General features: G+C 71.1%; 15 protein-coding genes and 1 pseudogene. 4 read left to right on the top strand and 12 right to left on the bottom strand.

The genetic code is table 11. The annotated features are described in order from the left end of the window. Positions 1-125: 125 nt before the first annotated feature. The gene (locus MFF61_RS13225; protein WP_238235579.1) at positions 126-1,064 is read right to left on the bottom strand and encodes a site-specific tyrosine recombinase XerD; all 939 of its coding nucleotides are present in this window, start codon (positions 1,062-1,064) and stop codon (positions 126-128) included. After that, entirely contained in the window at positions 1,061-1,213 is a 153-nt protein-coding gene (locus MFF61_RS13220; protein ID WP_238235578.1) for a histidine kinase, read from the bottom strand. Before MFF61_RS13220 ends, MFF61_RS13225 begins: the two co-directional genes overlap by 4 nt. A 195-nt stretch (positions 1,214-1,408) precedes the next feature. Between MFF61_RS13220 and MFF61_RS13215 the strand changes: the two genes are divergently transcribed. Next, entirely contained in the window at positions 1,409-2,014 is a 606-nt protein-coding gene (locus MFF61_RS13215) for a shikimate kinase (protein ID WP_238235577.1), read from the top strand. Beyond that, positions 2,011-3,123: a 3-dehydroquinate synthase gene (gene aroB / locus MFF61_RS13210; protein ID WP_238235576.1), complete on the top strand. Its 1,113-nt coding sequence runs from the start codon at positions 2,011-2,013 to the stop codon at positions 3,121-3,123. Before MFF61_RS13215 ends, aroB begins: the two co-directional genes overlap by 4 nt. A gap of 43 nt (positions 3,124-3,166) precedes the next feature. On the opposite strand, the gene MFF61_RS13205 is transcribed toward aroB, so the two are convergent. The 10 genes and pseudogenes from MFF61_RS13205 to MFF61_RS13160 all read right to left on the bottom strand — a co-directional run bounded on the left by MFF61_RS13205 (position 3,167) and on the right by MFF61_RS13160 (position 13,784). Beyond that, positions 3,167-4,732, bottom strand: a complete 1,566-nt coding sequence (locus MFF61_RS13205; protein ID WP_238235575.1) for an ABC transporter ATP-binding protein — start codon at positions 4,730-4,732, stop codon at positions 3,167-3,169. A 6-nt stretch (positions 4,733-4,738) separates the two neighbouring features. Next, the gene (locus tag MFF61_RS13200) at positions 4,739-5,749 is read right to left on the bottom strand and encodes a BMP family protein (RefSeq protein ID WP_238235574.1); all 1,011 of its coding nucleotides are present in this window, start codon (positions 5,747-5,749) and stop codon (positions 4,739-4,741) included. Positions 5,750-6,009: 260 nt separating this feature from the next. Next, positions 6,010-6,459 carry a helix-turn-helix domain-containing protein gene (locus tag MFF61_RS13195; protein WP_238235573.1) on the bottom strand — a complete coding sequence of 150 codons (450 nt, stop codon included), beginning with the start codon at positions 6,457-6,459 and terminating at the stop codon, positions 6,010-6,012. A 419-nt stretch (positions 6,460-6,878) separates the two neighbouring features. After that, positions 6,879-7,907 (bottom strand): helix-turn-helix domain-containing protein, encoded by a 1,029-nt coding sequence (locus tag MFF61_RS13190; RefSeq protein WP_238235572.1) that lies wholly within the window; start codon positions 7,905-7,907, stop codon positions 6,879-6,881. Positions 7,908-8,439: 532 nt separating this feature from the next. Further along, positions 8,440-8,560 (bottom strand): annotated as a pseudogene (locus MFF61_RS13185) (ATP-binding cassette domain-containing protein); the annotation flags it as partial. Positions 8,561-8,585: 25 nt separating this feature from the next. Further along, positions 8,586-9,734, bottom strand: a complete 1,149-nt coding sequence (locus MFF61_RS13180) for a methyl-accepting chemotaxis protein (protein ID WP_238235571.1) — start codon at positions 9,732-9,734, stop codon at positions 8,586-8,588. Positions 9,735-10,261: 527 nt separating this feature from the next. Beyond that, entirely contained in the window at positions 10,262-11,548 is a 1,287-nt protein-coding gene (locus tag MFF61_RS13175) for an NAD(P)/FAD-dependent oxidoreductase (RefSeq protein WP_238235570.1), read from the bottom strand. 70 nt (positions 11,549-11,618) lie between these two features. Next, positions 11,619-12,350 (bottom strand): amino acid ABC transporter ATP-binding protein, encoded by a 732-nt coding sequence (locus MFF61_RS13170; RefSeq protein ID WP_238235569.1) that lies wholly within the window; start codon positions 12,348-12,350, stop codon positions 11,619-11,621. After that, entirely contained in the window at positions 12,347-13,000 is a 654-nt protein-coding gene (locus tag MFF61_RS13165) for an amino acid ABC transporter permease (RefSeq protein WP_238235568.1), read from the bottom strand. Before MFF61_RS13165 ends, MFF61_RS13170 begins: the two co-directional genes overlap by 4 nt. 16 nt (positions 13,001-13,016) lie before the next feature. Beyond that, positions 13,017-13,784 (bottom strand): ABC transporter substrate-binding protein, encoded by a 768-nt coding sequence (locus tag MFF61_RS13160; protein ID WP_238235567.1) that lies wholly within the window; start codon positions 13,782-13,784, stop codon positions 13,017-13,019. Between the two features lie 114 nt (positions 13,785-13,898). Between MFF61_RS13160 and MFF61_RS13155 the strand changes: the two genes are divergently transcribed. Continuing rightward, a complete protein-coding gene (locus tag MFF61_RS13155; RefSeq protein WP_238235566.1) occupies positions 13,899-14,528 on the top strand; it encodes a helix-turn-helix domain-containing protein in 630 nt (209 codons plus the stop codon). 254 nt (positions 14,529-14,782) lie between these two features. Further along, positions 14,783-16,981, top strand: a complete 2,199-nt coding sequence (locus tag MFF61_RS13150) for a transglycosylase domain-containing protein (protein ID WP_238235565.1) — start codon at positions 14,783-14,785, stop codon at positions 16,979-16,981. Positions 16,982-17,025 lie beyond the last annotated feature (44 nt).

The following is a 17,025-nucleotide window of genomic DNA, read 5'->3' as shown; positions in this document are numbered from 1 at the left end:
CCCCTCACGCCGCGGCGCCGCGCCGGACCCCGGCATTGTCGCGCCTCGCCTCAGGCCCTGCAGCCGGATCGGCGGCCGGGAGAGCCTGACTCGATGCGGCGTGTCGTCTCGCGCTGCTCATGCGGTCAGGCGTCCGTCAGCGGGTGGAGGTCGCGCACCATGCTCTTCAGGCGCTCGTCCAGCACGTGGGTGTAGATCTGCGTCGTCGAGATGTCGGCGTGGCCGAGCAGTTCCTGCACCACCCGCAGGTCGGCGCCGTTCTGCAGCAGGTGGCTGGCGAAGGCGTGGCGCAGCACGTGCGGGCTCACCCGGTCGGCCCGGATGCCGGCCGCCGCGGCGGCCAGCTTCAGGTCGCGCGCGAAGGCCTGCCGCGTCAGGTGCCCGCTCTCGCTGTCGGCGGGAAACAGCCAGGGTCCGCCCGCCGGCAGGTTCGCCTCATGGGCCGTCATCGCGGCGCGGGCGAGATCGGTGAGCGGTACCAGGCGCTCGCGCCCGCCCTTGCCGCGCACCACCAGACACCGCTCGCGGGTGCGCGCGGCGCTGCGCGGCAGCGCCACGAGTTCCGAGACGCGCAGGCCCGTGGCGTAGAGGAGTTCGAGCAGGCAGTGCAGGCGCGCGGCCCGGGCGGCCTCGCCGGGACCCGCTGCGGCGCCCGCCTGCTTGGTCACGGCGAGGAGCCGGTCGACCTCGTCGACCGAGAGCACCTTCGGCAGCGGGCGCCCGCGCTTGGGGCCGGCGACGGGCGCGGTGGGATCGCTCTCCGCCAGCCCTTCCGCGTAGAGGAAGCGGTGGAAGCCGCGGACGCACGAGAGGCGCCGCGCCGCCGAGGAGGCCTTGAGGCCCCGCTCGCTCAGATCGGCCAGATAGGCGCGCACCGCCGGCGGTGCCACCGATGCGGGATCGAGCCCCGCGGCGGCGAGGTGCGCGAGGTAGTCGTCGAGGTCGCGCCGGTAGGCCGCCAGCGTGTTGGCCGAGGCGCCGCGCTCGGCCGCCAGCATGTCGAGATAGGATTGCATCAGTCCGGCACGGGCCGCGCCGCCGGCCTGGATGCGCCCGCGGCTCATCGGTTCCCGGGCTGGAGCTTCGAGTTGGGGATCGTCACGGTGATCTCCCGCGGCGTCGGCTCGACGAAGGTGGCCATCGCGAACATCGCCGCATAGGCGAGCCCGGCCAGCAGCGCGACGACGGCCAGGAAGCGAAACAGGGTGGGCACGTCGGACGGGCCTCTCGGGGCTCTGGGTGACCGGAATGCGCGCGGTCGGTTGCGGTGCGGCACGGTTCGACCATGCGGCCGGGCCGGTGGCAAGGGCGCCCGGTGCCGCTCCCGCCCGAATGCCGGCGCCTGTTGCGCGGTGGACCCGCGGCCGGGATCGTTCCCGCCGCCTCGAAATCAGGCTAAGAACGCATCATGATTGAGCCTTCGCCCCCGGACGAACCGATCGAGGCCCGCGTGCGGCGCGGCGTCGGCCAGCGCTCGATCGTCCTCGTCGGGCTGATGGGCGCGGGCAAGAGCACGGTGGGCAAGCGGCTCGCCGGCCGCCTCGGCATGATCTTCAAGGACGCCGACCACGAGATCGAGGCGGCGGCGGGCCTGACCATCCCGGACATCTTCGCGATCTACGGCGAGGCGAGCTTTCGCGATGGCGAGGAGCGGGTGATCACCCGGCTGCTGCGCGAGGGGCCGATGGTGCTGGCCACCGGCGGCGGCGCCTTCATGCGGCCCGAGACGCGCGAGCGCATCGCCGCCTCCGGGGTATCGGTGTGGCTGAAGGCCGATCTCGACCTGCTGATGCGCCGCGTGCGCCGCCGCCCCGGCCGCCCGCTGCTCCAGAACGAGGACCCCGAGGGCACGATGCGACGGCTGATGGATATCCGCCACCCGGTCTACGGCGGCGCCGACGTGGTGGCGGTCTCCCGCGACGTCTCCCACGACCGCGTGGTGCAGGACGTGCTCGAAGCGATCGACGCCTACCTGTCGGGCGATCCGTCGAGCCGCGGGGTGGCGGCCCAATGAGCCTGGAGACCGTCCACGTCCCCCTCGACCAGGGCCGGGCCTATGACATCCTGGTCGGGCGCGGCCTGCTGGCGGAGGTCGGCGCGCGCCTCGCGCCGCTGGGCGCACGCGCCGTCGCCGTGGTGAGCGACACCACCGTGGCGGGGCTCTACGGCGAGGCGGTGCTGGCGAGCCTGCGGGAGGCCGGCCTGCGCGCCGCCCTCGTGACGGTGGAGCCGGGCGAGGGCTCGAAGAGCTACGCCACCTTCGCGCAGGTCTGCGACGGGCTGCTCGCCCACCGGATCGAGCGGCGCGACCTCGTGCTGGCGCTGGGCGGCGGCGTGGTGGGCGACCTCGCGGGCTTCGCGGCCGCCGTGCTGCGCCGCGGGGTGCGCTTCGTCCAGGCCCCGACCACGCTGCTGGCGCAGGTCGATTCCTCGGTGGGCGGCAAGACCGGCATCAACTCGGGCCTGGGCAAGAACCTGATCGGCGCCTTCCACCAGCCGAACCTAGTCCTTGCTGACACCGCCGCGCTCGATTCCCTCTCGGCCCGCGAGATGCGGGCGGGCTACGCCGAGGTGGCGAAGTACGGGCTGATCGACGATCCCGGCTTCTTCGCGTGGTGCGAGGCGAACTTTTCCGAGATTTTTTCCGGCGGACAGGCCCGCGAGCGGGCCGTGGCGGCCTGCTGCCGCGCCAAGGCCGGCGTAGTGGTGCGCGACGAGCGCGAGGATGGCGAGCGGGCGCTGCTCAACCTCGGCCACACCTTCGCGCACGCGCTGGAGCGCCTGACGGCCTACGACTCCGCCCGGCTCGTCCACGGCGAGGCGGTGGCGATCGGGCTGGCGCTCGCCTTCCGCTTCTCGGCCCGCCTCGGCCTCTGCCCCGGCCAGGATGCCGGCCGCGTCGCCAACCACCTCGCGCTGGCGGGGCTGCCCACCCGCCTGCGGCAGGTCCCGGGCGGCTGCGGCGACGCCGACCAGCTCCTCGACGCCATGCGTCAGGACAAGAAGGTGCGCGACGGCGCGCTCACCTTCATCCTGGCCCGCGGCATCGGCCAGAGCTTCATCGCGCCGGGGATCGAGCCGGGGGCGGTGCGGGACTTCCTCGCCGAGGAGCTGGCGGCCTGACGCAGGCGCGGACTCCCCTCTCCCGCGTGCGACGGGGCCCGCGCTAGCCCGGCTCCGGCACGGGTTCCTGCGGTGCAGCCTCCCCCTGCCCCGCCATCATCAGCCCGAGCCGCGTGGCATCCAGCGTCTCGGCGGGCAGGGCCGCCGAGAGGCGCGAGCGGGCCATCACGGCGATGCGGTCGCTGAGCGCGAAGAGTTCGTCGAGGTCCTCCGAGATCAGCAGCACGGCGGCCCCGCGGGCGCGGGCGTCGAGGAGCCGGCGGTGCACCTCCGCCACGGCGCCGATGTCGAGGCCGCGCGTCGGCTGGGCCGCCACGATCAGCGCGGGCGCCCGGTCGAGGGTGCGGGCGAGAACGACCTTCTGCATGTTGCCGCCCGAGAGGAGCCGGACCGGGGTCTCGGGACCCGGGCAGCGGATGTCGTGGTCGCGGATCGCCGCGAGCGCCCGCGCGCGGATGGCCGCGAGGCGCAGGAAGCCGCCGCGCTGGAAACGGGTGCGGATCTCCTCCGCCGCCAGCGTCTCGGCCACCGACATCGCGGCGACCACGCCCTCGTGATGGCGGTCCTCCGGGATGCGGCCGATGCCGAGCCGCACGAAGAGGCCCGGATCGAACCGCCGGACCGCCTCGCCGCGCAGCCGCACGCGGCCGGCCGCCGGCCGCACGAGGCCGAAGAGCAGGCGGGCCAGCGCCGCCTGCCCGTTGCCGGCGACCCCGGCGATGCCGACGATCTCGCCCTCGCGGACGCTGAGGCTCGCCTCCTCCAGGCGGTCGCGGGCGTGGTGGCCGGCCACCGACACGGCATCGAGCGCCAGCACCTCGCGACCCGGCGGCCGGGCCGAGCGGCGCGAGGGCGGGACCGCGCGCCCGACCATCAGGGCGGCGAGCATCCCGCGGTCGGCGCCCGCGGTCTCGCGCTCGGCCACCTTGCGCCCCGCCCGCAGCACGGCGATGCGGTCGCTGGCGGCCATCACCTCGCCGAGCTTGTGCGAGATGAAGGCCACCGCGAGGCCTCGGTCGGCGAGCGTCCGCAGGGTCGCGAACAGCCCCTCGCTCTCGGCGGGGGTCAGCACCGCGGTTGGCTCGTCGAGGATCAGCACCCGCACGTCGCGGTAGAGGGCCTTGAGGATCTCGATGCGCTGGCGCTCACCCACCGTCAGCCGTCCGACCGGTAGGTCGAGATCGACCGCGAGGCCGGAGCGGTGCATCAGGTCGTCGAGCCGGCGGCGCGCCGGCCCGGTGCGGCGGCGCAGCCGCCACAGCGGCTCGGTGCCGAGCATCACGTTGTCGAGGCCCGTGAGCGCGTCCGCGAGCGTGAAATGCTGGTGCACCATGCCGATGCCGGCCCGCAGCGCCGCCCGCGGCCGGCCCGGCGGCAGCGCGACGAGGCGCCCCGCCCCGTCCGCCACGCGCACCTCGCCCGCATCGGCCGTGTAGTGGCCGAACAGGATGTTCATCAGCGTGGTCTTGCCCGCGCCGTTCTCGCCCAGGAGCGCCAGGATCTCGCCGGAGCGCAGGTCGAGGTCGATGGCGTCGTTGGCGACGAGCGCGCCGAAGCGCTTGGTGATGCCCCGCAAGGCGAGGAGGACGGGCCGGGGCTCGGGGGGCACGCGGGATCAGGCGGTGGATTTGGGCTCGGAATCGTTCACCGCCACCGTGAAGGTGCCGGCGCGGATCTCCCGCTCCTTGGCCAGCACGAGGTCGATCACGGCCTGGGGCACCAGCGCGGGATCGAGGGGCGCGAGCGAGCAGCCGCCCTTCGCCATGTGGCTCCACGGCCCGTAATCCTCGGCCGTGAAGCTGCCTTCGATGACCTTGCCCACGGTCCGGTCGATGGTGGGCTCCATGTGCCAGAGCGCGGAGGCGATCACCGTGCCCGGGTACTGCGCGGCGGTGTCGATGACGTTGCCGATCGCCTTGACGCCACGCTCCTTGGCGGCGTCCGAAACGCCGAAGCGCTCGGCGTAGAGCACGTCGGCCCGGCGCTCGATCATGGCGAGCGCCGTCTCCTTGGCCTTGGGCGGGTCGTACCAGGAATTGATGAAGGAGACGAGGAACTTGACGTCCGGATTGACGGAGCGTGCCCCCGCCATGAAGGCATGCATCAGCCGGTTGACCTCCGGAATCGCGTAGCCGCCGACCATCCCGATCAGGTTCGTCCTGGTCGCCTTGCCGGCCACGATGCCGGTGAGGTAGGAGGCGTCCTGGATGTAGTTGTCGAAGACCGATAGGTTGGGCGCCTGGGCCGGGAAGGACGAGCCCATCAGGAAGCCGGTGGACTTGTAGTCCTGCGCGATGCGGCGGGCCGGGCGCTCCAGCCCGAAGGCCTCGCCGACGATCAGGTCCTTCTTCGCCTCGGCATATTCGCGGATCACCCGCTCGGCGTCGGTGTTGGCGACGTTCTCGGAATACACGTAGGTGATGTCGCCCCGGCCCTCGGCGGCCTTGAGGGCGCGGTGGATGCGGCTGATCCACTGCTGCTCGATCGGCACCGAGGCCACCAGCGCCACCGCCACCGGCCGGGCCTTGGCGGCCCAGGCCGGCCCGCCGAGGGCGGCTCCCGCGAGCGACGCCGCTCCTCCCGCCAGCACTCCCCGCCGATCGACTCCCCGCCCGCCCGTCGTCATCCGTCCGCGCTCCCATCCTGCGCCCGCAGGCGACCACGCCCGGACGCGGGAGGCAAGCCGTTTCGGCGGGCAGACGGGCGCGGTGGAGGCCCGGACCGGCGACAGCAAGGGCGGGTCCGCGCCGCGGCACCCGCCTCAGGTCGGTCTCACCTCCCTCGCGAACAACGCCTGATCCGGCTCGGCAGCGGCGGCATGCGGAGATCGAACCGGCCGGCGACAACCCATGCGCGGAGGCCTGTCGGGTAGCCCTGATACTCGCGTCACGGGACCGCGTCCGCAAGCTTCACGACCGCGACAGCGCCGTTGCTCAGGGGAAGGAAGCCGATACCCGCCTCCTGCAGCGCCTCGGCGGCCAACCTGCGGTTGCAGGCGAGCACACTCTCGGCGTCCTGTTCGAGGCGGCGGACCGTCGAGAGCGAGAGCCCGCTGGCTTTGGCCAGATCGGTCATCGACCAATCGATTAGAGCACGGCCGGCGCGGAGGTGATGCCCGCACACGACCGCACCGAGATCGGTGATCGCCGGCCTCATGGTGATCCCGGCCGGCTCCCACGTCGCGTCGCTTTCGCCGGAGGCTCGGTCATAGCCTGCCTCGTTGCGCTCCGCGATCTGGGCAACGAAAGACCCGATGGCGCCGCATATCTCCATCAGGAGCTGTTCGACGGCGGCTTGGCGGTCCGGCGGCATGTAATATGTGGGATTTGCGAGCATGGGTCGACTGCGTATGGTTCTGGATGAGAAGGTCTCTGTTTCCTGATTTGCACGACCGTGCGGCCCGTCATGCACGGGTTGCAACCAGCGTGAAACAAAACACCTTTTCCCCCGAAGCGAATATTATCGCCACCACGGAGTGCGCGGGATGCGTATATTCCGCTGATTCGGTGGCGGCGACTGAGCTCTGGACGTGGCCATACTGAAGCTGGGAATGCGATAGTGTCAACGCATGCGGAAAAATGATAGAGTAATTCGCAAAAATGACTGCGACGCGCAGCCCGCACGTCGTTGCGGGCCGGCGAACACTCTGGACATCGTCAGGTCAAGAATGCCCCGTGCCGTGCGGCAGAGCGGCTTCGCGCGTCCGAGCGTCGCTCCCTGCGGTTCGGCTAGGCTGGGGGCCGACTTGTGCGCCGTCACTCCGTGGTCGCGTCAAACCGTCGTCCGGCCGCTTCTCGGCCTTGGCGTCGGGTTTCGGACGGCGTGCAGCCGAATTGCCGGCGGTAGCGCTGGCCGAAGTCACTCGCGTGGGCAAAACCCCAGCGCTTGGCGAGTTCGGCGATCGGCACGTCGAGGTCGCGGATATCGAGAAGGTCCCGGCGCGCGCGCTCCAGACGCCGGCCGATGATGAACTGGGTCGGCGCCTGGCCGACCTCCCGGTGGAAGGCGAGCTGGAGGGTCCGCACGCTCACGCCGGCCACGGCCGCGATCTCGGACAGCGTCAGCGGGTTCGTCAGGTTGGCTTCGATGTAGTTCAGGGCGAGACGCAGGTAACGGGGTGACGGGGTGGTGAGGGGTGCGGCCTCGCGCGGCGACCGGACGGGCCAAGCCGACAGCAGCTGGTAGCTCATGATCTCCTCCAGCAGCGGGAGGACGAGATCGCCGTGCCGGCCCGCCACCTGCATCCGGCGATGGATCTGCGTCACCGTGCAGGCCAGGGCCTTCATGCCCGGGCTCTCAACCTCGGCGATCGGCTTGAGATGCGGCAGCTGCGCGGTATCGTCCCCGGTCAGGGCCCGCTGGGCGCGCAGCAGGGTCGCGACGAGGATCGTCGCGCTGACGGCGGTGAAGCCCGGCGCGGCCTCCATCTGGCGGATGCCGTCGAACCCGATCAGCGTCGCGAAGGTCGGCGCCCCGAGGAAATCGCCGCCCTGGTGGCGGTAAAGAACGTGCCCGCCGGTCACGAATCGCATGGTGATCAGGTTGGCGTTGAATTTCGGCTGGCTCACGAACCCGCTCGGGGAATGCGTGTGCCACAGGGCGATCCCGTCCTCCTGGCTGCCGCTGATCTGGATCTCCGGCGAGGTCGCGCGCATGACGTCGAAGGCGACCGCGATCCCGCCGGAGTCGTTGAAGGACTGGAGCTGCTTGCGCGAGGCGATGTTCGCCAGAAAGCCGCTCTGGGGGCGCCAGATGCTCTCGTCCGGGTAGAATCGTCTCGTCATCGTGTCCGATCGCAGATGTCAGGTCCGAGGGTTCGGCATGATGAGTGCCGCCGAACTCTGCTGCCACGGCTTCACCTCTTGCGAAACCCTGGGGAGCACAAGAACCGCCCTGCCGTCCGGATAAGCACGCAGTCGGGATGTCGTTCGTTGGGCGATCCATGCGCAGGTGCGGCGAGTTGTGGATCTGCGCCGTCGTATTCCCGTCAGCTGATATCCGCTGGACCAGTTCACGACCGATCGGCCGCCGGCTCGTCGAAGATGATGCGATAGACCGAAGATCAGGAGCGGAATCCGATTGCACGCCACGGTAGACGACAGCGACGTGGTACAGAGGGCGCAGAGGCGTCGAAGGCTTCAGGGTGTCGCCCGCGAGACCTATCGCCCGGTCACTTCCGGATGACAAAGGGAGAAGCTTGACGCTGACAAGACGGTCCAACTGCTGCCCGCGGGTGCACGCAGGTGCTGCCCGCGGGTGCACGCAGGCGGCCCGGCGGCGGCGCGACGAGGCGCTCCGCCTCGTCCGCCACCCGCACCTCGCCCGCGTCGGCCGTGTCGTGGCCGAACAGGATGTTCATCAGCGTGGTCTTGCGGGCGCCGTTCTCGCCCAGGAGCGCCGGGATCTCGCCAGAGCGCAGGTCGGCTTCGGCAGGCAGACGGGCGCGAGGGCTCGCGCTCCGGTCAGATCTTCTTCACCTCGCCCAAGAACAGGCTGATCGCCGTTGTGATCGCCTCCATCTGCTTCTCCATCTTGGCGGTCGCGTGGATCGCGTCCTCGGCGGCGGCGGAGGAGGTGCGTGCGCTCTGCGCCACGGAGGCGATGCTGTCGCCGACAGTGGCGGTCTGGTCGGAGGCGATGCGGACGCTGCGGCCGATCTCCGCGACGGTGGCCGCCTGTTCGTCGGACGCGGCTGAGGTCGCCAGGGCGTTCTGGTTGACGGTGTTGATCACCTCGGCGATCCGGTTGATGGCCTCGACCGTCCCGGACGTGGCGCCCTGGATGCCGGTGATGTGCTGCGCGATCTCGGCCGTTGCCTTGGCGGTCTGGTTGGCGAGTTCCTTGACCTCGGCGGCGACCACGGCGAAGCCCCGCCCCGCCTCGCCGGCGCGCGCCGCCTCGATGGTGGCGTTCAGCGCCAGAAGGTTCGTCTGCCCGGCGATGGCCGAGATCATGCCCACGACCTCGCCGATCTTCTGGGAGATCACCGACAGGGCCTGGACGCTGGCGCGTGCCTGATCGGCCTCGACCACCGCCTGCTGCGTCGCCTGGCTGGTGACGCTCATCTGGCGGGCGATCTCGTTGTTGGCCGCGTTCATCTCCTCGACGGCGGCCGCGACCGATTGCACGTTGGCGTTCGTCTCGGTCGCGCCCGACGAGGCGCTGGCGGCCGACTGCGACGTCTCCGCGGTCGCGGCATGCACGCGCTCGGCGGAGCCGCGCAGGCCCTGGGTGGCATTGGTCATCTCGGCGAAGGCGGCTGCGGTCGACCGGTCGAAATCCTTGATGGCGTCCGCGAGCGTCGTCACGTCGCTCCAGGACAGCGCCGCTGCGAGGTACTCCCCGCTCGGCGAGCGGACCGCCGACACGTGAAGATCCAGGGTCTTGGGGCCGAGCGCGATCTTCGTGCGCCAGGGCAGCCGGTCGGGATTGCCGACGATCGCGCGCTGATGGGCGGGATTCCTGTGGAAGACGTCCATCGAGGTGCCGACCATCGCGTCCGGCCTCACGCTCGGCGGCAGGTACGCCTGCAGCGCCTTGAGCGTCTCGACGCTCTTCCGGTTCGCGTAGGTGATCGCCGCCGTCGCCGGGTCGAGGACCAGGACATTCACCGGCAGCGCATCCAGCAGGGCTTCGAAGGCGATCGGCGCCGCCGTTTCGGCCTTAATGACATCTACCCTCTTTGCACGCAGCGCTCTCAGCATTGGATATTCCCCCTCGATCTCAGATCATTTGCTTGAAATTTGTGAAAATTTCGTTAAGGACGCAGGGTAGTGTAGCAGATCTGGGAGATCCTGTTCTCTGAACTAGCTGCGTCAGCGGCCGGGCACGATTTTGCAACTGCCAGAACTTTGATGGTTGTTGATTGATATTGATTAGTTTAAGCTGCACACCTTGCAGAAGAAGGCGTTCAGACATTGCGGGAAAATTGTCCACAATTGAAGAATGGGCGGCTTAAAACGCGACCGGCGGTCCGATCGGTTCACAGTGGCGGCACGGCGGGTGCTTCCGGCAGCGATGGCTCCCGCGTGAGCCGAGGTCGCGCGTGCGCGATGCCGCGGGGCTCTTCAGGAACCCGGGCCCCCGACCGCTTCGCACGCCGGTCGTCGAACCGGGGACCCAGTCTTCGGTCGCTGCGCTACAGACCGCCGTCGCTGATCCGGTACCACGCGATTACCGCCGAGACGTAGAGCCGGTGCAGCCCGTGGAGGGGCAGCGGCGCGATGGGGCTCGTCGGGATCGGCAGCGCGTCGGCCGCGCCTGTCGCCAGATAGGCGGCGATCGCCCGGCCCATGCTCGTCTGCAGGCCGACGCCGCGCCCCTGGCAGCCGATATCGATGAGCAGGCCCGGGGCCGGTTCGTGCAGATGGGGCAGGAAATCCCGCGTGATGGCCACGCGTCCGCACCAGCGGTGGTCGAAGCCGACATCCGCCGCCTGCGGAAACAGCTTGGCGACGATCCGCTCCAGATGCGCCCAGTCGCCGGGGCCCTTCGGCTCGCGGAACGGGCCGCGCCCGCCCATCAGCAGCCGGCCCGTGTGGTCGAGGCGGAAATAGAGCAGGAGCTTGCGGGTGTCCGAGGAGACCTGTCCCTCCGGCAGGATAGAGCGGCGCAGGTTGTCGGTGAGGGGCGCAGTGGCGACCTGGAAGGAGTTCGCCGCGATGACCGTGCGGGCCAGGCCCGGCCACAGCCCGCCCGTGTAGCCGTTGGTGCAGATCACCACCCGCTCGGCGCGGATCTCCGGCCCGTGGGCGCTGCGCAGCACCCAGTCGCGGCCCTGGCGCGCGATCGCCGTCACGGGCGTGTCCGTGTGGATGACGGCGCCGGCGCGGAGCGCCGCCCGGGCAAGCCCGCGGGCATAGGAGAGCGGCTGGATCGCGCCGCCGCGCCCATCGAGCCAGCCGCCGCGATAGCGCGCGGTGCCGAGCAGCCGGTCCGTCTGAGCCTTGTCGAGCAGCCGCGTCGGCGCGCCGCGGCGCGCCCATTGCGCGGCGCGTCTCTCGGCCTGGACCAGCCCCTCGTCGGTGTGGGCGCCCTGGATCCAGCCCGTGCGCGTGTGGGGCACGTCCATGCGGTGGCGGTCGATCAGGTCGAACACCGCGTCCGCCGTCCCGCCCGCGAAGGCGACGAGGCGCTCGCCGCGCTCGGGCCCGAAGCGCTGCACCAGGTCGTCCGGGTCGTACTTGAGCCCCGGAATCACCTGCCCGCCGTTGCGGCCCGAGCCCCCGAAGCCGATCTCGCGCGCCTCCAGCACCACGGGACGCAAGCCCGCCTCGGCGAGATGCAGCGCCGTCGACAGGCCGGCGAAGCCCGCCCCGATCACCGCGACGTCGGCCCGGGTGGAGGCGCCGAGGGGCGCCGTGGCGGGCGCGGGCGCGGCGGTGCTGGCCCAGAGCGAAGGCTGGAGCGGAAAGGGTTCGGCCATTGCGACGCCCAGGCGGGTTGCGGGTCAAGGGGTACCGGTTTCCCGACGAAAACGCCGGAGAAACAGAGACCTAGAGCGGATGCAGCACCCGGCGCAGGAAGTCGCGGGTGCGCGCCTGCCCGGGATCGGTGAGGACGGCGCGGGCCGGCCCCTCCTCGACGATCACGCCGTGATCGAGGAACAGCACGCGGTCGGCGACCTCCCGGGCGAAGCCGATCTCGTGCGTGACGACCAGCATCGTCATGCCTTCCTCGGCGAGCGCCCGCATGACGCCCAGCACCTCGCCGACGAGTTCGGGATCGAGCGCCGAGGTCGGCTCGTCGAACAGGATCGCGTCCGGCCGCATGGCCAGCGCCCGGGCGATGGCGACGCGCTGCTGCTGCCCGCCCGAGAGCTGGGCCGGCCGCGCCGCCTCCCGGCCGGCGAGGCCGACGCGGGCGAGCAGCGCCCGCCCGCGCTCGGCGGCATCCGCCTTCGGCTCGCCCTTCACGTAGACGGGTCCCTCGATGACGTTCTCGAGCGCGGTGCGGTGCGGAAACAGGTTGAAGCGCTGGAACACCATCGAGACCTGGGTGCGCACCGTGCGGATCTCCCGCTTGGTGCGGTCCACGCGCGTTCCGTTCACCCGGATCTCGCCGCCGTCGTAGGATTCGAGCCCGTTGATGCAGCGCAGGAGCGTCGACTTGCCCGAGCCGGACGGCCCGATGACGCAGACCACCTCACCCTTCGCCACCCGCGCGGTGATGCCCTTGAGCACCGGCACCGCCCCGAAATGCTTGCGGACGCCGTCGAGTTCGATCATGGCCGCCCGGCCCGCTTCTCGAGGTGGCGCACGATCAGGATCAGGGGCAGGCTGAGCACGAGGTACATCAGCGCCACCAGGGTGAAGACGCTGGTGTTCTTGAAGGTCGCGGAGGCGATCAGCTTGCCCTGCAGCGCCAGCTCGGCCACCGTGATGGTGGAAGCCTGCGAGGAATCCTTCAGCATCATGATCATCACGTTGCCGTAGGGCGGCAGGGCGATCGTGAGCGCCTGCGGCAGCACCACGCGCCGCATGGTGAGGCCCCAGCCCATGCCGATGGTCTGGGCGGCCTCGATCTGCCCCTTGTCGATCGCCTCGATGGCGGCACGGAAGTTCTCCGCCTGATAGGCCGAGTAGGCGAGGCCGAGCCCGAGCACGCCGGCCTGCACGGCCGTGAGCGCGATCCCGAAATCCGGCAGCACGAAGTAGATGTAGAACAGCTGGACGATGATCGGGATGCCGCGGATCACGTTGATGAACAGAGAAGCCGCCCCCGACAGCAGCGGGATCCCGGAAACCCGCATCATCGCCCAGACGAGGCCGAGCGCGGTGGAGACGACGAGCGAGCCGAGCGTGATCAGGATGGTGAGCTGCACCCCTTGCAGCAGGATCGGCACGAACTCGCGGGCATCGGCGAGGAAGCTCTCCATCGCGCGGCGCGCCGGCTCACGACGGGTTCACGGAGGGCTTGAGGCCCCACTTCTCCAGGATGCGCGCGAGTTCGCCGCTCTCCTTGATCTTGGCGAGCCCGGCATCGATCTTGGCCTTGAGCGCCGCGTCGTCCTTGCGCAGGCCGATTCCTACAGAGCCCACCACCGTGGGCTTGTAGGATTCCACCAGCCGCACGTTCGGGAACAGGCCCTGCTTGAGGTTGTAGGCGAGGATCGGCCCGTCCGCGAAGCCGGCCTTCAGGCGCCCGGAATTCACGTCGCGCAGGACGTCGGGAATCGTGTCGTAGATCTTCACCTCGGGGAAGAGCCCGGACTTCTTCAGCGGCTCGACGAAGGCGGTGCCGACCTGCGCGCCCACCGTCTCGCCCTTGAGGTCGGCGAAGGCTGCGTAGTCGCGCCCGTCGGCCTTCGGCACGATCAGCGCCTCGCCGTAGGTGTAGACCGGTTCGGAGAAGTCGATCACCTCCTTGCGGGCCGGCGTGATGAACATCGCGGCCGAGATGATGTCGATCTTCTTGGCGGTGAGCGCCGCGATCAGGGTCGAGAATTGCAGCGGCTCGACCTGCACGGCGAAGCCCGCCTCGCGCCCGACCGCCGTGATGACGTCCACCATGACGCCCTGGATGGTGTTGGTCTTGGTGTCGAGGAAGGTGAACGGGATGCCGGTCGGGGTCGAACCGACCTTCAGCGTTGTCTGCGCCGTGGCCGGCGAGACGAGGCCGAGCGCGACGGCCGCCAGGGCCGCCTGAACGAGACGCTTCATCGTCGTGCTCCTGGTCGGGGCGGACCCGCTGGTGCCGGGACCCGCGGCGGAAATTTCATTGACATGAACATCTGGGCATAATCCACTCGCGAACGCAATCCAGATTTCATGCACATGAAACAGGCCGAGGACGGGCGACGGAACGGGCGGGCCGGGCCCGAGGGGATCGCGGCAGACCTCGCGGTGGGCCGTCGCGTGCGGGCGCTGCGGCGCGCACGCGGGCTGTCGCTCAAGGCGGTGGCGGCGCGCGCCGAGCTGTCGATCGGCTTCCTCAGCCAGGTCGAGCGCGGTCTGTCCTCGCCCTCGCTGCGGGTGCTCACGGCGATCGCCGACGTGCTGGAGGTCGGCCTCTCCGGCCTGTTCGGCGCCGCGGCGCCGGCCCCGGACGCGATCGTCACCCGGCCGCACGAACGGGCGGAGCTGACCCTCTGGCGCTCCGGCATCGCCAAGCAGTTGCTGACGCGTCCGGACGGCGACGGGCGGCTCAGCCTCTTCCTGATGCGGCTCTCGCCGGGCGCGAGCACCGGCGACGAGTTCTTCGCGCATGACGGCGAGGAGGCCGGGTTGGTGCTGGAGGGCCGCCTCGTCCTGGCGGTGGAGGACGCGACGATGCGGCTCGACGCCGGCGACAGCTTCCGCTTCGCCAGCCGCCGCCCGCACCGCTACGGCAATCCCTCCGAGAGCGACGAGACGGTGGTGCTGTGGGTGAACGCCGTGCCGGCGGCCGCCCGCGGCGAGGGCTGAGACCCCGGCGCACCGACCGCAACGGGCGATCGGAGGGCGCGGACCGGCGGGTCTCGTCGCCCGTCTCCGTCGAACGCGGCGCAAGATGTGGTGTAGTCGATCCAGCGCTGAGAAGAACGGCATTCTGACGCAGCAAACCGGCGCTCATGATGATTAAAAATTCCTGAGCTCAGCCTTTTCGCCGCCGGAGCGCGTCCACATGTTCCACTACTCGGGTGATGCCTGGGTCGATGGACGTGTCACGAATCGGACGAATGCTGCGTCGGGCGGTCGTCTCGGCGGGCGTGGTCGCGGTCCTGGCGGTGGCACTCGTGGGGGCCCTCGTCGCCCGGCGCATCGCGGCGCTCCCCGACGACCCGACCCTGCGGATGCGGCTGACCTCGGCCCACCTGCTCGCGGTGCCGCGGCCCGGCGATCCGGGAGGCTTGGACGTCCATTGCCATTGCCCGCTGCCCGTCCGGCTGGAGCAGGTGCCGCTCGACCTGCCCTATGCGGTGATCAGGCGGGAGGACCGCAGGTTCCTCAAGCACGGCGGCGTCGATCTCAAGGGCCTGCTCAGCGCGGCCAAGGACACCGTCCGGGGCCGCCCGCGCGGCGGATCGACCATCACCATGCAGCTTGCCAAGAACACCCTGCTGGACCCGAACGACCGCGGCCACGTCCGCAAGCTGGTGGAGATCTGGGCGGCGTTGCGCATCGAGCGCGTCCTCTCGAAGCGCGAGATCCTGGAAGCCTACCTCAACATCGTGCCCTTTCCGGGCAACCGGACCGGGATCGAGCAGGGCGCGCAGTACCTGTTCAACAAGAGCGCCGCGAGCCTGACGCAGGTCGAGGCGGCCGCGATGGCCGCGACGCTGCACGGCCCGAACCGCTACGACGTCTGGCGGCCGGAACCCCGGGGCTCGGCGCTGCGCCTGTCCGAGATCCGCCGGATCCAGGAGTACAGCCGGAAGGAACGGTTCGGGCCGGAGGGATGCGCGCGCTACAAGCGCGACCTCGAACGCAGCTTCCTCCGGTCCCGGCATCCCGGCCGCTCCTCGCTCGCGGAGCTGACCCGGGACGAGCGCCAGCCGCTGCTGGCGGCCTTCCGGCAGGTGAACGCGCTCAGCATCTGCCGCCGCCAGCGGCTGCGCGCCCAGACGATGCTGGTGCTCGACACCTTTCCGGCGCCCGCCACCCGTGCCGGGCGCGAGCAGCGCCGCGCCGGCCTCGACCGGCTCGTGACGTTGCGCCAGCGGCCCGCGGCCGAGCCCCCGCGCCTGGAGACGCGGTGGTACGTGGAGGTCGCCCTGCGCGAACTGGCCCGGCGCGGCCTCGTCCGCGAGGAGCGGATCGGCGACGCGCTGGTCTACCGCCCGGGGGCGACCGACCGGTTCCGCGCCTACCTCGCCCTCGGCGGGCGCCAGCAACGCGCGGCGGATCTCGTGGTGCAGCGCGCCGCGGCCGAGGACCGGGCCGCCGCCCTGGTCGATCTCACGCCGGACGGCTTCCTCGTGGCGCTGGCGAGCCGCGCCGTCTATCCGGACAAGGCCCACCTGAACCTCGCGAGCGGCGAGCCGCGCCCGATCGCGTCGCTGGCCAAGGCGGTTGTTCTCGCCACCGCGCTCGCCGACAAGCGCAGGCTCTCCTCACCCGCCTTCGATGAAGACAGCGCGGAATACGCCAACGAACGCTGCCTCGTGAAAGGCGGGCGCCGGCCGGCCGCCGACCTCGCACGGGCCGGCCGGGCCGAGGGGCGGGTCGACCTGCGCACCGCCTTCGCGGCCTCGCTCAACTGCGCCTTCGTCAACCTCGCTTTCGAGCCCGGCCGGGGGCGCAGGATCAAGGCGCTGTGGGGGGATCTCGGCTTGGCCGACATGGCCGCCGACAACCTGCAGTTGGCGCTGGGCGGGATCTCGGCCACCCCCCTGCAGATGGCCGCGGTCTACGCCACGCTGGTGCGGGGCGGGGCCCGGGTGGTGCCCAGGGCCGTTCGCGAGGTCGCCGGTCTCGACGGGGCCGCGATTCCCGCCCGCGCTCCGCCGCAGCCCGGGCCGTCTGTCATCGGCGCCGCCGTGGCGGCCGGCATGCAGGAGGCGCTGCGGCACGTCGCCATGATGGAGCCGACCCGCATCGGCGGCCACGCCGTGCACTCGACCGTGGCCGGCCTCTTCCAGCGCATGCAGGAGCGCAAGCGTCTGTTCGGAAAGACCGGCACCCATGACGGGCAGCACCGCTACGACCCCCGGCACGCGGCGTTCGTACGGGACGGCTGGTTCGTCGGCGGCGTGCGGGGCCGCTCGGTCAGCGCGCACTGGACCGGCCAGAGCACCGACAGGAGTATATCGGGCGCGACCGCCGCCAGGGATTTCCGCGACTACCGCGAGATCCTGCAGAGCCTCGACGCTGCACCGCACAAGGCACCCCGCCCCGGCCGTCCCCCGGCCATGCGGCAGGTGGCCGACGCCGAATGAGCCTGCGACGGGCGCCCTGCCCGTTCTTCAAACGGGGCGCCGCC

The organism is Methylobacterium isbiliense (genome assembly GCF_022179325.1).
Taxonomy (GTDB): domain Bacteria; phylum Pseudomonadota; class Alphaproteobacteria; order Rhizobiales; family Beijerinckiaceae; genus Methylobacterium; species Methylobacterium isbiliense.
This window is presented reverse-complemented; position numbering and strand designations above follow the sequence as displayed.

Bases quoted from the DNA above. Each gene is read 5' to 3' on its own strand.
- MFF61_RS13225 (WP_238235579.1), bottom strand. From the start codon at position 1,064: ATGAGCCGCGGGCGCATCCAGGCCGGCGGCGCGGCCCGTGCCGGACTG.
- MFF61_RS13215 (WP_238235577.1), top strand. From the start codon at position 1,409: ATGATTGAGCCTTCGCCCCCGGACGAACCGATCGAGGCCCGCGTGCGG.
- aroB (WP_238235576.1), top strand. From the start codon at position 2,011: ATGAGCCTGGAGACCGTCCACGTCCCCCTCGACCAGGGCCGGGCCTAT.
- MFF61_RS13200 (WP_238235574.1), bottom strand. From the start codon at position 5,749: ATGACGACGGGCGGGCGGGGAGTCGATCGGCGGGGAGTGCTGGCGGGA.
- MFF61_RS13195 (WP_238235573.1), bottom strand. From the start codon at position 6,459: ATGCTCGCAAATCCCACATATTACATGCCGCCGGACCGCCAAGCCGCC.
- MFF61_RS13190 (WP_238235572.1), bottom strand. From the start codon at position 7,907: ATGACGAGACGATTCTACCCGGACGAGAGCATCTGGCGCCCCCAGAGC.
- MFF61_RS13175 (WP_238235570.1), bottom strand. From the start codon at position 11,548: ATGGCCGAACCCTTTCCGCTCCAGCCTTCGCTCTGGGCCAGCACCGCC.
- MFF61_RS13170 (WP_238235569.1), bottom strand. From the start codon at position 12,350: ATGATCGAACTCGACGGCGTCCGCAAGCATTTCGGGGCGGTGCCGGTG.
- MFF61_RS13165 (WP_238235568.1), bottom strand. From the start codon at position 13,000: ATGGAGAGCTTCCTCGCCGATGCCCGCGAGTTCGTGCCGATCCTGCTG.
- MFF61_RS13160 (WP_238235567.1), bottom strand. From the start codon at position 13,784: ATGAAGCGTCTCGTTCAGGCGGCCCTGGCGGCCGTCGCGCTCGGCCTC.
- MFF61_RS13155 (WP_238235566.1), top strand. From the start codon at position 13,899: ATGAAACAGGCCGAGGACGGGCGACGGAACGGGCGGGCCGGGCCCGAG.
- MFF61_RS13150 (WP_238235565.1), top strand. From the start codon at position 14,783: ATGCTGCGTCGGGCGGTCGTCTCGGCGGGCGTGGTCGCGGTCCTGGCG.